A 14,820-nucleotide genomic window follows, 5' to 3' on the forward strand; every position below is an offset into this window, starting at 1 on the left:
CTAGGGAGATCGAAGCGCTTTATGCGCCTGCATGTCAACTCCATCCTGTGTGCATCGCGCCGCTGGCGCCTCCCCCCGCACCGAGATGACCGACATGACCGCCGCCCTGTTCCGCCCCTTCGATCTGGCAGGCACCGCCCTGCGCAACCGCATCGTGATGGCCCCGATGACCCGCGCCCGCAACCCCGGCGCGGTGGCCAATGCGCTCACCGCGCAGTACTACCAGCAACGCGCCAGCGCTGGCCTGATCATCAGTGAAGGCACCCCGGTCTCGCCGCAGGGCCAGGGGTACATCGACGTGCCGGGCATCTGGTCGGCCGAGCAGGTGGCGGGCTGGAAGCAGGTGACCGAGGCCGTCCATGCCGCACAGGGCACGATCTTCGCCCAGCTCTGGCACGTCGGCCGCATGTCGCATTCCTCGCTGCAGCCCGACGGTGGCCAACCGGTAAGCGCCGGTACCCGGCCGGTCGCCAGTGCACCGAAGAACACTTCGTTCGTCTATCTGGACGACGGCAGCCGCGGCCACGCCGATCCCACCCCGGCACGTGCGCTGGCCACCGAAGAGATCCCCGGCATCGTCGACGACTTCGCGCGCGGCGCCGACAACGCCATCGCCGCCGGTTTCGATGGCATCGAACTGCATGCCGCCAACGGCTACCTGTTCGAACAGTTCCTCAACCCACTCATCAACCAGCGCGAGGACCGCCATGGCGGCTCGCTGCCCAATCGTGCGCGCTTGATCCTGGAGACCGTCGATGCGATGGCCCAGCGCATCGGTGCGCAGCGCATCGGCGTGCGCCTGGCGCCGAACAACCTCACCTTCGACATGCCGTTCTACCCCGACAACGAGGCCACCTACCTGTACCTGGCCGAGGAACTGGGCAAGCGCGGCCTGGCCTATGTGCATCTCAACGACAACCTGCAGGCGGGCCAGTCGGTACTGGGCGAGGTGTTCCTGCGGCAGTTCAAGCAGGCCTACGGTGGCACCGTGATCCTGGCCGGTGGCATGACCCGCGAACGCGCCCTTGAACTGGTCGAAGCGGGCACCATCGACCTGGCCGCGTTCGGCCAGCCCTTCATCGCCAACCCGGATCTGGTCGAACGCCTTCGGCACGACGTCGCGCTGGCCACGCCTGACCGCAGCACCTATTACGGTGGCGGTGAGGCGGGCTACCTCGATTACCCACGCGCACAGTAGATCCACGCCATGCGTGGATGGGGGCATACACTGCCCACCCGCATCCACCGGATCTGATCATGGACACGCCCACCGCAGCGTTCATCGTCAACCTCGACGTCCCCGACCTCGCCGCTGCCGAAGACTTCTACATGCGAGCCTTCGGCCTGCGCATCGGCCGCCGCCTCGGCCCGGACGCCGTGGAACTGCTCGGTGGACCCACGCCGCTGTATCTGCTGCAGAACGAGGCCGGCAGCGCCGCCACCGAGGACGGTGACGTGCGCGACTACGAGCGCCACTGGACGCCGCTGCACCTGGACTGGGTCGTGGATGACATCCAGGCCGCACTGGCCCGTGCGGTTGCGGCCGGGGCCACGCTCGAACAATCCGTGCGCGAACGTCGCTGGGGCAGCATTGCCGTGCTGGCCGATCCATTCGGCCACGGCTTCTGCCTGATCCAGTTCAGTGCTGAAGGCTACGACGCGCTGGTCGAATGACCGGCGCGTCGTTCACCATGGCAGTGGCACCGCCTCGCCATTGGCGCGTTCGCCGTAGTACAGCGATGGCAGCAGACGCGAAAGGAAGCTGAACTCCGTATAGCAGTGCTTGAGCAGGCCAAGGCCGACCTCATCGCTGGCATCGCGGTGCGGATCGGCGCTGTCCAGGCCGAGCACAAAGCGGCTGCGCAGCACGCAGCCAAACGGCGTATCGCGCGCCACGTGCAGCATCTGCCCATCGCAGGGATCACCGTTTGCATCCAGGCGCACGTGGTCACCGAAGCCGATGCGCGCGGCGATCACCGCCGACAGGTCACCTGCATCCTGCGCCGCCTGCAGGCGCTCGGGCACCAGCAACGTGCGCGGGTCATGGAACTTCAGGCGTGCCGCCACCGGCGGGATGTCAGCCAGCGATTCCACCGCATGGATGCTGGCGCCGTGGTAGCTGCGCCCTCGCTGCCAGGCCGCGTCCCAGCCGCGGTGCTCGACATGATCGACCGGATGCCACCAGCGGATGTGCTGGGTGGTTTCGAAGAAGGTGAACCACCAGTCCAGCATGCGGCCCTTGCAGCCGTGCAGGTCGGTGCGCACCGCCACCAGCAGGGTGCCGTCTTCGCGACGCTGGATACCCGTCTCCAAGTGCATCGGTGCCGGGTCCAGCAGATCGTGGTGGTCCAGCCAGGCACGGGCGTTCACAGCGGTATCCATGGGGGTCTCCTGCGGTTGGGAGACTCGATAATACGGAAACGCTAAACGTTTCGCAATTGATCGGGTGCGGTAAGATGGGTGCAATGAACAGCACCGCCCTGCCCGATCCAGTCGCCCCCGCCCGCCGCCGTGGACGTCCCGCGCGACCGGAAGCCGAAGTCCGCCACGCCGTGCTGCAGGCCACGCTGGAGCTGCTGCTGGCACAGGGTTACGAGGCCACCACCATCGAAGCGGTGGCGGCGCATGCCGGGGTGGCGAAGAAGACCGTGTACCGCCACGCCAGCAACCGCGAGGAACTGGTCGGGTTGGCGGTGCGCGAATGGACCGATGGCTTCGCGCCGCAGCTGCAGCGCGATGCGCACGACACCGACGAGGTGCTGCCGTTGCTGCAGGACATCCTGCAGGCGGTGTGTGCGCAGGCGCTGTCGGCGCAGGCGGTGCAGGTGTTCCGGCTGCTGGCCACGGACTTTCCCGGCAAGCAGGCGCTGCTGCAGGCCTACCTGGACAACGGCATCGAGCGCGGCCGTGCGCTGCTGGCCGACTGGCTGAAACGGCAGCAGCAGCGTGGGCTGCTGCGTGAGGGGGATTCCGCGCGCATGGCGCGACTGATCCTGGCAATGGCCGTGGCCGAACCGCTGCGCGAGCGCGTGATCGGGGTGGTGGCCGAGGATACGCCGGTGGATGTGCACCTGCGTGAGTGCCTGGCGTTGTTGGCGCGGGTATTGCAGGGGCCGTAGCAGAACCCATCCACGCATGCCTGACAGCGGCGCTGCATCATCTACTGCAACTCACTCCCGCAACATGTCCATGAACGCGCGCAGCGCGCCGGCTATCTGACGCTGCTTCGGAGAACGCGACGCGCCCCGCCTCGTCAATCGAAACTGATGTTGACGTCACCAAGATCTCCGCCTTCGGTTGACAACCCTACACTGACCGTCGTTGTAGTCGAATTGGACCTTCCACCTCCAATACATGAAAGCACATTCATATCAATCTCCACGGCCATCTCAAGGCCTAGGGGCTTCAACTTCCTATCTCCGCTAGACATCCTCGTTCTCCCTTCCGTTCTTCATCAATGGATACAGCAGTTACGGAGAGCGCCGATGAGATTCAGCAAGCAGATTGATGGACCCGATCAGTCCAGTGCAAATATCGGCCAGTGCCAGCCGTCATCCTGCACCATCTGCGAACTGTTGAATTCCCTGCCTTCAACGGGCGCTTCTGTACAGCTGATCGCTGATACAGCGATAGTCCTCCAGGCTCATCAGACCAAGCGCAGTTCGCTCACGCTCGACCGATGCAGGACTATCCAACTTCAGTGGCTCGCCTGTTTCCAGAGACCGTAACTGGGTTCCGAAACGCTGGGGCTTACCGGAAGCGAGAAGCACTCTGTCTGAGAGGAGAGCAAACTTGCTCGCGTCCAGTTCACCTCGCTTCACCAAAGGCTCGAAATTCGCCAACGCTTTTGCTTGCAACGACGGATCATCATCTGCATGCTGAACAAGCAACCAGAGCGCAGCGAGGCCATCCCTCCCCACTTCCCCCACAGATGGGATTGCCACTGAATCACCAAGTTCCTGACGCAGATAGCTCAGGTGTCGCTCCTTCACCGGCATCAATGCAGTTACATCAATAGATCCGGACGCCAATCTCTCATAGAGTCTTTGGTCCTCATCCTGCAACGCCAGCAGCCGCTCCCGCCTAACGTTGTCCGACACTACAGAAGGCCCCACAGACAATGCGGCCCGCTGCTGAGCAACTTGAGCTTCAATGAAAGCCGCCGCCCCGGGGCACGCATGCATCGCCTGACTTAGGTCAACAGCCCAGACAGGGCTGCTGCTGAGCACAAGTACCCACCCCAACAGACCAAACCGCCTCATGCGGCCTCTGCTGCGCTCGTGTCCACACGAGTAATCATGCGGTCGCTTTGCCCGAAACGGCGCACCGCTGAACAAAGTTCAGCGCAACGATCACTGCTTTCGAAAGCAGCAAGATTCGCCACCGACGATGGTACAGCTTCGTACTCCATGGAACCGGCCAAGAGGAACCCCGCCATCTCTCCTAGTAGATTCATCTCGGGAATGTAGTCATCGATGAACAGGAACTGGCCACCAGTATTGATCTCGAAGAAGAACGTGTCCCCCCGGGAATCAACCGCCAAGTCCACACAACCATAGCGCAAATCCAATTTGTCCATCAGCAAACCGATCGCCGCCTGGGTCCGTTCATCCAGCTCATACCGATCCATGACCAACTCACCCGGCCTCACTGAACCCGGCCTCCAGTCAAGTGGCGAAACACCATCGTGGCGAACAATTCTCGCGGTGAACATGCGCCGTCCAATCACTGTAACCCGCAGATCGAACACTTTGTCGACCACTGCCTGGTAGATCGCCGGGCAGACTCGAACGCCAGCATCATCAAGCGATCGATCTCGAGGAATGATCACGGGTCCGCATTGCCAGCCTTTCCGCTCCCTATCACTGGACCAGAAGTGTGGGGTGAAGTGCTTCACCAGAACCGCAGGCTGCCTTGTACGAAAGTCTGCGACTTCTACCGGATCGTTCGTGATCAAGGTATCTGGAATGCGAAAGCCGCAAGATAAAGCAACTTCAAGCTGGAGCCCTTTGGTTGAGGCGTCGGTAGGATGCCAGTCACCTATCGTGAGCGAAGATCTCAAACGAAGCGCCGCTGCCAATGAGCCGTGTGCGCTTTTCAGTTCATTGTCCACGAATTTTACGGAAGCCGGATCGAGATCAGCCAAGGGCTGGTACGGTACGGGCCTCCTGAACCACAGCGACTTCACATCGCGAACGGTGTCCCCACCTATCCTTAGAATGGATCCTGAGTCGCCGATCGTATGGACCATGACAGCCTCATCATGCATGCCGATCCCATCCCACAACAGAACGCGCGCACCGGCGCGTTCAAGCGCCCATGCCACGGACACGGCATGGATGTCCTCCGAATTTCCAATGATGACGTGAACCGGTTCCATCATTACAGCTCCTCAGTGTCCCCGCCCCCCCCCCACCATCTGGCAGGGGGAGTGCTTTTACCAAGAACTCAGAAAGCGATTACCAGTCGATACCGACGTTGACTTCCCAGTCGCCGCCGCTGGTAACTTTGCCGCCAGCACTGCCAGTCGATGCCGGAGCAGCCTCCAAGGCACCACCGCCGACATTCATCAACTCTTCGGTGCTCAGTTCGCGTGCCATTTCCAGACCCAGCGGCTTGATCGAAACGTTCTTGTCAGACATGGTCAGTTCCTTTTCTGGTTGCGGTGGTATTGAAATCCCCCCATCCGCAAGGGGAGCACGTCTACACAGGCATCATGCCCGCGAAGATCGTCTTGGTCCGCAGCTAACTCCTGCGGGAAACTCAATTACGCGATCAGCACTCCGAATGGTCTCCGGACGATGCGCAACGATAATTCGAGTAATACGCAGACCAGCGATGGCGCGGTTGACCTCCGCCTCACGATCAACATCGAGGTGACTAGTCGCTTCATCCAGGATCAGCACCCTGGGACGTCGGTACAGCGCGCGCGCGAGCAGAATCCGTTGCTTCTGACCACCGGAAAGCGCCGATCCCATATCCCCTACCAGGCTGCCGTATCCCATCGGCATGCGCACTATGTCCTCGTGAACGGCAGCCAAGCGCGCGGCCTGCTCCACTCGCTCGGGATCTGCCGAATGACTGAAGAATCCGATGTTGTCGGCAATTGAGCCAGCAAACAGCTGATCGTCCTGCATGACCGCACCAACGAAGCTTCGATATTTCTGAAGGCCAATATGCCTGATATCGATCCCACCAAGCAGAACCTGACCATCTTCAGGCTGAATCAAACCAAGCATGATGCGCGCCAGCGTCGACTTGCCGCAACCGGAAGGACCCACCAACGCGACCGACTCCCCCTCCTCGACATAGAGATCAAGCCCGTCGAGAACACGTGGCTCAGCGGGCGCGTAACGGAAACCAACTGATCGCAGTTGTAGCGAAAAATCTGGAATGCTACCGGCGTGCTCAGTGACCAGATCTGCCTCAGGCTCAGAGAGCACTACGTCTGCGACCCGCTCTGCATGCAGACCGAGCATGCGCCATTCCATGATCCGATCAATCAGCTGCGACACGCGCGTCGCGAAGATGTCTGCGTAGGCGACAAACGCAACCAGCATGCCTGTACTGAAGCTGCCGTCCAGAACCTGCGTCGCAGCAATCCAGATGATAAAAATTCTTGACGCCATAATCAGCCATTGGCGTACGGAATTGTAGATCACCCCGATCTTCTGAACCTCGACATCACGATTCGTCGTCGCTACAAGAACATTGGCAAATCTGGAACGCCTTTCGGCGTAACTGCCATTCAACTTGATTGATTGAGCTCCACGCACGGCTTCCATCAGCTCGGACTGCAGTCTTGCGGCTTGAACGACCTGCTCCTCCGTCGCCCGCCTCATCCATCCGAAAATTCCATAGCGCAATAGCAAGTAGATCGCAAAGAAGCCCACAACAACGGCGGTCAACTTGATGCTGTACACCATCAGGATTGCCAGGATTGCGAGCGACATCACTCCATCCAGAATGCCCTCGACAAACTGAGTGGATATAGTCCGCTGAATCGACTGCATAGATGCAAATCTTGACATGACGTCACCGACATGGCGCCTGGAAAACCATGACAACGGCAACTCCAGAAGCTTCCCGAAAACGCGGCCACTCCATTGCAGATTCAAATTGGCGCCAAACCAGACTACCGCCCAGCTCCGCGCGGCAAAGAAGACCACCTGGAACAGCGAAAGCAATATGAATGAAACAAACAGGACCGTCAGCAAGTCCCTATCGGCACTCAGAAGCACCTGATCCACAACCCATTGCGCGTAGAATGGCGCCGCGATCACACAAACTTCAAGAACTAATGCAAGCAGCGCGATGAATCCCAGCGCACGCTTGATTCCCGCAACTCTTCCCACCAGAGCAGCGATGGAAATATGTACGCGATCACTGATCGCCTCGAATGACGTGGATGGCTGAACGTCCAGAGCAATCCCAGTAAAGGACCGCGACGCCTCATCCCATGTCAGTGAACGGACTCCGAAACCTGGATCATGGATGACAATCCCGGATCGTGTGGCCTGCTTGAGGACCACAAAATGGTCAAGATCCCAGTGCAGAATACAGGGCCCCTGCACCCGCTTCAGATCGTTGAGCTCGATGCGCAGTGCTCGGGCGGAAAGATCCAGCGCCGCAGCCATCTCCACAAGTCGGGCAAGATCAACCCCCTTGAGCGATCCAGGGAATTTTCGCCGAAGTGCGAGCATGTCAACGTCATGCCCGTGATAGCGCGCGATCATTGCGATGCATGCAAGACCACATTCGGCTAATTCTGATTGCATGATCTGCGGCAGAACACCTCGTGTTCGACTCAGTAGGCGCAGATCGATAGGCGGCATGACCGTCATCGCGCTTCGCTACCATTTGCCATGCGCTTCTGCATCCCTGCCAGGGGATCAAGCAGCCACGACACGATCTTCCGTCGTTCAATCAGCAGATCTGCTTCGACCTGCATACCAGAGCGCAAGGCGAGATGGCCTCCACCTGCTGCGATGCTCTGGTCATCAAGGGCAACAACCACTTGATAGAGCGGAGCCATCTTCTCACGCTGACCGGGATTGTCAGTGAACACTGCTGACTCGGCCGCACGCAACCCTTTGGTCGAGACTGATTTTATTGTCCCCCACTGCTGTCCGAACTTCTGATATGGGAATGCGGGATAGCGCATGACAACGCGCTGCCCTGCCTGCAGAAGACCTACTGCGCGACTTTCAACGAACAGCCGTGCCTCAAGCGGCGAGCCCGGACGCACAATCTGGAACAAAGGTTGCCCCGCAACAACCGATACGCCATCAGCAATCAACAAATTGACGACCATTCCATCCCGGGCAGCACGAATAACAACTTCGCGCTGCGCTTCGTTCTTGGCCAACTCCTGTTCGAGGCCAATCAATGTCCGCTCGACTTCACTACGATCATTACGACTCTGCTGTGGATACTGTCGAATCTGGCTGTTTACCGTGGCCAGATCCTGGCCAGACTGAAGGCGCTCACGCTGCAACGAGGACAAGCTTGTCTTGGCCTGGACGACAGCAGCTTCCTGCTGTTCCATCTGCATTCCGGATACATACCCTTCCTTCACCAACGGCTTGAACCGTTCTAACCGTGCGCTGGCACTGGCTATAAGGCTTTGCTGCAACTCAATTTCTCTGTCGAACGCAGCAATACGTGAAGAGATATTGCGAGCACGCTGCCGCAACGCTTCCTGCTCCCCTTTCTGAAGCTGGACCTTATCGTCGATTTCTGCCCTAAGGCGCTCATGCTGCTGTTGCAGCTTCCGCCGTACCTCAGCATAGGCGCCGATGCCTCCATCACCACCGACGTCTAATGAAATACGCGCTATTTCCTGCCCGCTTTTCACCGCCTGCCCTTCACGGGCAAGAACATGCGTCACAACGCCTGAAACGCGCGACAGCGCGTTCTGCCCTTCATCCGAGGATGCAAGCTCACCGCCAACCCTCTCACGCCTGGTGTAGTCCGCAAAAAAAAGGACGGCGACGATGGCGGCAAGAAAAACCACACCAGCAATGGCGATCCATCGAACTGAAGGTGGCGTCGCGACGAGCAGAGCACCTCTCTGCTGCATTCGCTTTGCTGCAATGACTTCGTCCCTGAAAAGCGCCATTCGTACAGTCCATGCCGAAGGTTCGTATGGAGTAGATCAAGACACTCATGGCAAGTCAATACATCTTTTGATATTTGAAAGTGAACAATTTCCAGCAGCGCCGCTTACACCACGCGAGCTATGACGCGCGATGACGTCCATACATCTTGCCTGCTTCGCCCCACTTTGATCGTATGTGGGCTACGTTGCGAGCGATTCCCAACTCCGACAACGAAGGACTTGTTAGCCACTCTGCTTCAGTTCAAGCGGATATTTTCGAGTGACCTTCCGAGTACACGTCCTGGCCAGTACTGGAACCTAACCCTAACCCTCACTCGCAAACACAAACGCGCAGACAGGTGACCCGACCGGAAACGCGCTCGATAGCCGAGAGCGTGCTTGTGAATGCCAAGGTGAATCTGTCTCGGGATTCGCACATTGCATCCCAGCAAGAATCTCCTCCACGCCTTTCACATCACTCCCGCAGCATATCCACGAACGCACGCAGCGCACCAGGCATCTGCCGCTGCTTCGGGTAATACAGCGCGAAGCCGGCGAACGGTTCGCTCCAGTCTTCCAGCACCGCCACCATCTGCCCCGATTCGATGTAGGGCCGTGCGGTGTCTTCCAGCACATAGGCCAGGCCGATGCCATCGAGCACTGCGCCGACCACGGTGCCCTGCTCGCCCAGTGTCAGCCGCCCCGGCACGTCGATTTCCAGCGCCTGCCCAGCACGCTCGAACTGCCACTTGTACAGATGCCCGCTGGCGAAGCGGAAGCGGATGCACTCGTGTGCCGCCAGATCACGCGGATGCTGCGGTGCCGGCCGGCGCCGCAGGTACTCGGGCGAACCGACGATCAAGCCGCGCAGCGGCGGCCCCATCGGCACCGCCACCATGTCCTCGGGCACGAACTCATGCAGGCGCACGCCGGCGTCGTAACCCTCGGCGACGATGTCGACCAGGCCATCGTTCTCGGTCAGCTCCACCCGCACGTCCGGATGGGCGTGCAGGAAGCGCGCCAGCCGCGGCCCCAGCTGGGTCGCCACCGCCGCCCGCGTCGCATTGATCCGCAGCAACCCCGCCGGCGCAGCGCGGAACTGGTTCATCTCTTCCAGCGCGTCATGCACCTGCCCCAGCGCCGGCTGCAGGCGTTCCAGCAGGCGCTGCCCTGCCTCGGTCAGGGCCACGCTGCGGGTGGTGCGATGGAACAGGCCGACCCCCAGCCGTTCCTCCAGTGCGCGGATCGCATAGCTCACCGCCGAGGTCGACAGGGCCAGCTCAGCACCGGCACGGCGGAAACTGCGATGACGGGCAACCGCGGCGAACGCGGCCAGGTGGGTCAGGTTGTCAGTGGCCATGATTGTGCAGTTCCACTTGATGAATCATGCCGATATCCGCGCTTCTTGCCGCTGGGAACGGGGCGTATTGTAAAACGCCTTTCGACAAACCCTGCCAAGGATTCCCCATGTCCCTCGCCCGTGGTTACGCCGCCCATTCACATACCGACCCGCTGATTCCGTACGAGTTCGAACGCCGCGCGGTCGGCCCTGACGATGTGCGCATCGAGATCCTCTACAGCGGCATCTGCCACTCCGACCTGCACCAGGCCCGCGACGACTGGGGTGGCTCGATCTATCCGATGGTGCCGGGCCACGAGATCATCGGCCGCGTCACCGAAGTCGGCAGCAACGTCACCCGCTTCAAGGTCGGCGACCACGCCGGCGTCGGCTGCATGGTCGATTCCTGCCGCCACTGTGATGCCTGCGAGCACGACCTGGAGCAGTACTGCGCCGAAGGCGCGACCTGGACCTACAACGGCCGTGAACGCGAAAGCGGTGCACCGACCTACGGCGGCTATTCCGACCACGTGGTGGTCGAGCAGCGCTTCGTGGTGAAGGTGTCCGACACCCTCGACCTGAAGGCCGCCGCGCCGCTGCTGTGCGCCGGCATCACCACCTGGTCGCCGCTGCGCCATTGGAAAGTCGGCCCGGGCCAGAAGGTCGGCGTGATCGGCCTGGGTGGCCTCGGCCACATGGGCGTGAAGTTCGCCAAGGCGCTCGGTGCGCACGTGGTGATGATCACCACCACGCCTGAAAAGGGTGCCGACGCCAAGCGCCTGGGCGCCGATGAAGTGCTGGTCTCGCGCGACGCCGCGCAGATGAAGGCGCACGCTGGCAGCTTCGACTTCCTGCTCAACACCATCCCGGTCGGCCATGACACCAACCCCTACATGGGCCTGCTCAAGCGCGAGGCCACCATGTGCCTGGTCGGCGTGCTGACCGAGCTGGACCCGCCGCTGACCGGTGGCAGCGTGATCTTCGGCCGCAAGCACCTGACCGGCTCGGCGATCGGCGGCATGGCCGAAACCCAGGAAATGATGGACTTCTGTGCCGAGCACGGCATCGTCAGCGATGTGGAGATGATCGACATCAAGAACGTCAACGAAGCCTGGGAACGCATGGCGAAGAACGATGTGCGCTACCGCTTCGTGATCGACATGGCGACGATGAAGAACGCGGCCTGATGTAGGGCAGATGCGAAAAAGAAAAACCCCGGCAATGCCGGGGTTTCTTTCTGGTAGTGCCGGCCGCTGGCCGGCGCCCCCGCCTGGCTGCCGGCCAGCGGCCGGCACTACCGCAATCCACTCAGTACGCGAACTCGCGGAACACCGGATCGACGTCACCATGCCAGCGGCCATGGAACAGCGCCAGCTTGCGCTCGGCCGGGGTCAGGCCGGATTCGACGATCTCCTGCAGCACGTCCAGGAACTTGCTCTCGTCCTGGCCATCGGCATTGCGCGCCGCACGGCGCTTGAGGCCTTCCACCGAAATATTCACCGCCTCGCGGGCCAGGTCGCGCACCGTGCCGTTGCGGAACGGCAGATTCATCGCATGCTTCGGTACACCATCGCGCAGCGCATGGCGCTCGGCCAGGGTGAAGTCGCGCACCAGGTCCCAGGCGGCATCCAGTGCGGTGTCGTCGTACAGCAGGCCCACCCAGAACGCCGGCAGCGCACACAGGCGGCTCCACGGGCCACCGTCGGCACCACGCATTTCCAGGTACTTCTTCAGGCGCACTTCCGGGAACGCAGTGGTCATGTGGTCCGACCAGTCGCGCAGCGTCGGCAGCGCGCCCGGCAGCACCGGCAGCCTGGCCTGCATGAAATCACGGAAGCTCTGCCCGCTGGCATCGTGGTAGATGCCATCGCGGTAGGAGAAATACATCGGCACGTCGAGCAGGTAATCGACATAGCGCTCGTAACCGAAGCCGTCCTCGAACACGAAGTCGAGCATGCCGGTGCGATCGACGTCGGTGTCGGTCCAGATGTGCGAGCGATAGCTCAGGTAGCCGTTCGGCTTGCCTTCGGTGAACGGCGAATCGGCAAACAGCGCAGTGGCAATCGGCTGCAGCGCCAGCGACACGCGGAACTTCTTCACCATGTCCGCCTCGGTCGCGTAGTCCAGGTTCACCTGCACCGTGCAGGTGCGGGTCATCATGTCCAGGCCCAGCGAACCGACCTTGGGCATGTACGAACGCATGATCTTGTAGCGGCCCTTGGGCATCCACGGCATCTCGTCGCGCTTCCACTTGGGCTGGAAGCCCATGCCGAGGAAGCCCAACTGCAGTTCGCCAGCCACCTGCGCCACTTCGTTGAGGTGGGTGCCGGTCTCCACGCAGGTCTGGTGGATGGTCTCCAGCGCCGCGCCGGACAGTTCCAGCTGACCGGCCGGCTCCAGCGTCACCGAGGCCCCATCGCGCAGCAGGGCGATGGTGTTGCCGTTCTCCTGCACCGGCTCCCAGCCGAAGCGGACCAGGCCGTTGAGCAGCGCTTCGATGCCACGCTCGCCCTCGAAGGTCGGCGGCCGCAGGTCATCCAGGCGGAATCCGAACTTCTCGTGCTCGGTACCAATGCGCCACTGCGCACGGGGTTTCTCGCCGGAGGCGATCACCTCCACCAGCTGCGAGCGGTCGGTAATGGGGGTATCGGCGACGTGGCTGGGGCTCGACAAGGGGGTGGCTCGCTGGACAGTGGCAGGGGATGTGGGGCCCGGGGCCTTCCATCGCAAGGGCGCACTATAGCGTGGCCCCCCGTTGCGTCATGCGACGGTGACGGGTTTCAGCATCCTACCGACGCCCTCTTGACCCTCGTACACTCAACGACATGAGCCGCCATTCACGACATCCCGAACTGCACCGCTCCGAGCGCGTCGGCTGGCTGCGTGCCGCCGTGCTGGGCGCCAATGATGGCATCGTCTCGGTGGCCGGCCTGGTAGTCGGCGTGGCCGCCGGCGGCGCCTCCGCTACCACCATCCTCGCCACCGGCGTGGCCGGCACCGTGGCCGGCGCGATGTCGATGGCCGCCGGCGAGTACGTCTCGGTACAGACCCAGGCCGACACCGAGGACGCAGACCTGGCAATGGAAAAGCGCGAGCTGCGCGAAAATCCGCACAGCGAGCTGGAGGAGCTGGCCGCGATCTACCGCCACCGCGGCCTGGAGCCTGCGCTGGCACGGCAGGTGGCCGAACAGCTCACCGCCCATGATGCGCTGGGTGCCCACGCCCGCGACGAACTGGGCATCACCGATACCCTGCGCGCCCGCCCGCTGCAGGCAGCGCTGGCCTCGGCCGGTGCGTTCACCTGTGGCGCGGCGCTGCCGGTGCTGACCGCCCTGCTCGCGCCGGTCGACAGGGTCGCACTGATGACCACGGCCAGTACCCTGCTCGGCCTGTGCCTGACCGGCGCAGTGGCGGCCAGGGCCGGCGGCGCACCGCCGGTTCGCGGCGCGATCCGGGTGATGTTCTGGGGCGCATTGGCGATGGCCGCGGCGGCCGGCGTCGGTCGCCTGTTCGGTGCCCACGTGTCATGACCGCCATGCTGCCACCGGCCACCGCACTGCTGGCCGAGATGGCCAGCCTGGCCGGCTGCGCACGCGCCGAAGGTTATGCGTGCATCACCGCTCGGCGCGAACATGGCGCCAGCTCGGTGGAGATTCCACAACCACAGTTTGCGATCCTGCTGGAAGGACGCAAGCAGGTGCGTACCGCGCACCAGTCGCTGGAGTTCATGCCCGGCGACATCCTGCTGCTGACCCAGCGCTGCCGCATCGATGTGGTCAACACCCCCGACCCACGCAGTGGCCGCTACCTCAGCGCCATCGTGCCGCTGTGTGCCGAAGTGCTGGCGGCCGCACGCACGCTGTGGAGCGGGGAGCTTCCCGCCGCCGGTCATGCGATGGCGCGGCTGCCGTTGATCGATCATGGCGCGGTGCTGCGCCAGTGGCGGCAATCGCTGCAGGACGGCCGTTACAGCGAAGCGCGGCTGGCCCTGGCCTCGTTGGTACTGACCCTGTGCCGGCAGGGCCACGGCAACCTGCTGCTGCCGCAGGCGCCGAGCCTGGGCGAACAGATCCGCGACCGCATCGCCGCTGAACCCGCTCGCGACTGGCAATCGCGCGATGTGGAAGCGCTGTTCGCGCTGAGCGGCGCGACCTTGCGCCGTCGGCTCGCCGCCGAGGACACCAGCCTGCGCCAGCTGCTCACCGAGGCCCGGCTGGCGCATGGCATGCAGCTGCTCTACACCACCGACCTGCCGCTGAAGACCGTGGCCGCACGCGCGGGCTACCGCTCTGCGGCCAGTTTCAGCAAGCGCTTTGCCGAGCAGTACGGGCTGGCTCCCACAGACATTTGAGGGGGGTCGGCAGGGCTGCGCCCTGCACCC

14 protein-coding genes are annotated in these 14,820 nt (G+C 62.4%); 6 read left to right on the forward strand and 8 right to left on the reverse strand.

Features of this window, described 5'->3' with window-relative positions:
- Nucleotides 1-94: 94 nt before the first annotated feature.
- Entirely contained in the window at nt 95-1,198 is a 1,104-nt protein-coding gene (locus PEM_RS14510; RefSeq protein ID WP_111127557.1) for an alkene reductase, read from the forward strand.
- A 59-nt stretch (nt 1,199-1,257) separates the two neighbouring features.
- Nucleotides 1,258-1,674, forward strand: coding sequence for a VOC family protein (locus PEM_RS14515; protein WP_005419256.1), 417 nt, complete (start codon nt 1,258-1,260; stop codon nt 1,672-1,674).
- Nucleotides 1,675-1,686: 12 nt separating this feature from the next.
- On the opposite strand, the gene PEM_RS14520 is transcribed toward PEM_RS14515, so the two are convergent.
- Nucleotides 1,687-2,382: a hypothetical protein gene (locus tag PEM_RS14520; RefSeq protein WP_005419258.1), complete on the reverse strand. Its 696-nt coding sequence runs from the start codon at nt 2,380-2,382 to the stop codon at nt 1,687-1,689.
- Between the two features lie 74 nt (nt 2,383-2,456).
- On the opposite strand from PEM_RS14520, the gene PEM_RS14525 reads away from it, so the two are divergent.
- Nucleotides 2,457-3,119, forward strand: a complete 663-nt coding sequence (locus tag PEM_RS14525; RefSeq protein ID WP_032954519.1) for a TetR/AcrR family transcriptional regulator — start codon at nt 2,457-2,459, stop codon at nt 3,117-3,119.
- 471 nt (nt 3,120-3,590) lie between these two features.
- On the opposite strand, the gene PEM_RS14530 is transcribed toward PEM_RS14525, so the two are convergent.
- The 6 genes from PEM_RS14530 to PEM_RS14555 form a co-directional block, all read right to left on the reverse strand.
- Nucleotides 3,591-4,262: a DUF6624 domain-containing protein gene (locus PEM_RS14530; protein ID WP_005419262.1), complete on the reverse strand. Its 672-nt coding sequence runs from the start codon at nt 4,260-4,262 to the stop codon at nt 3,591-3,593.
- Nucleotides 4,259-5,383, reverse strand: coding sequence for a hypothetical protein (locus PEM_RS20325; protein WP_005419264.1), 1,125 nt, complete (start codon nt 5,381-5,383; stop codon nt 4,259-4,261). Before PEM_RS20325 ends, PEM_RS14530 begins: the two co-directional genes overlap by 4 nt.
- Before the next feature lie 76 nt (nt 5,384-5,459).
- On the reverse strand, nt 5,460-5,642 hold the full coding sequence (locus tag PEM_RS14540; RefSeq protein ID WP_005419266.1) for a hypothetical protein: 183 nt from the start codon (nt 5,640-5,642) through the stop codon (nt 5,460-5,462).
- Between the two features lie 72 nt (nt 5,643-5,714).
- A complete protein-coding gene (locus tag PEM_RS14545; RefSeq protein ID WP_111127561.1) occupies nt 5,715-7,835 on the reverse strand; it encodes a peptidase domain-containing ABC transporter in 2,121 nt (706 codons plus the stop codon).
- 5 nt (nt 7,836-7,840) lie between these two features.
- A complete protein-coding gene (locus PEM_RS14550) occupies nt 7,841-9,121 on the reverse strand; it encodes an HlyD family efflux transporter periplasmic adaptor subunit (RefSeq protein WP_005419270.1) in 1,281 nt (426 codons plus the stop codon).
- Nucleotides 9,122-9,575: 454 nt separating this feature from the next.
- Entirely contained in the window at nt 9,576-10,460 is an 885-nt protein-coding gene (locus PEM_RS14555) for a LysR family transcriptional regulator (RefSeq protein WP_005419273.1), read from the reverse strand.
- Nucleotides 10,461-10,567: 107 nt separating this feature from the next.
- On the opposite strand from PEM_RS14555, the gene PEM_RS14560 reads away from it, so the two are divergent.
- Nucleotides 10,568-11,626 (forward strand): NAD(P)-dependent alcohol dehydrogenase, encoded by a 1,059-nt coding sequence (locus PEM_RS14560; RefSeq protein ID WP_005419275.1) that lies wholly within the window; start codon nt 10,568-10,570, stop codon nt 11,624-11,626.
- A gap of 121 nt (nt 11,627-11,747) precedes the next feature.
- Here PEM_RS14560 and PEM_RS14565 read toward each other — a convergent pair whose 3' ends face one another.
- Nucleotides 11,748-13,112 (reverse strand): glutamate--cysteine ligase, encoded by a 1,365-nt coding sequence (locus tag PEM_RS14565; protein WP_005419277.1) that lies wholly within the window; start codon nt 13,110-13,112, stop codon nt 11,748-11,750.
- Nucleotides 13,113-13,264: 152 nt separating this feature from the next.
- Here PEM_RS14565 and PEM_RS14570 point away from each other — a divergent pair, with 152 nt between their 5' ends.
- Together PEM_RS14570 and PEM_RS14575 are read left to right on the forward strand one after the other, a co-directional pair.
- A complete protein-coding gene (locus PEM_RS14570; RefSeq protein WP_005419279.1) occupies nt 13,265-13,969 on the forward strand; it encodes a VIT family protein in 705 nt (234 codons plus the stop codon).
- Nucleotides 13,966-14,790, forward strand: a complete 825-nt coding sequence (locus PEM_RS14575) for an AraC family transcriptional regulator (RefSeq protein WP_065185384.1) — start codon at nt 13,966-13,968, stop codon at nt 14,788-14,790. Before PEM_RS14570 ends, PEM_RS14575 begins: the two co-directional genes overlap by 4 nt.
- Nucleotides 14,791-14,820: the final 30 nt, after the last annotated feature.

Origin of the sequence: Stenotrophomonas sp. Pemsol (assembly GCF_003586545.1) — a bacterium.
Classification (GTDB): domain Bacteria; phylum Pseudomonadota; class Gammaproteobacteria; order Xanthomonadales; family Xanthomonadaceae; genus Stenotrophomonas; species Stenotrophomonas sepilia.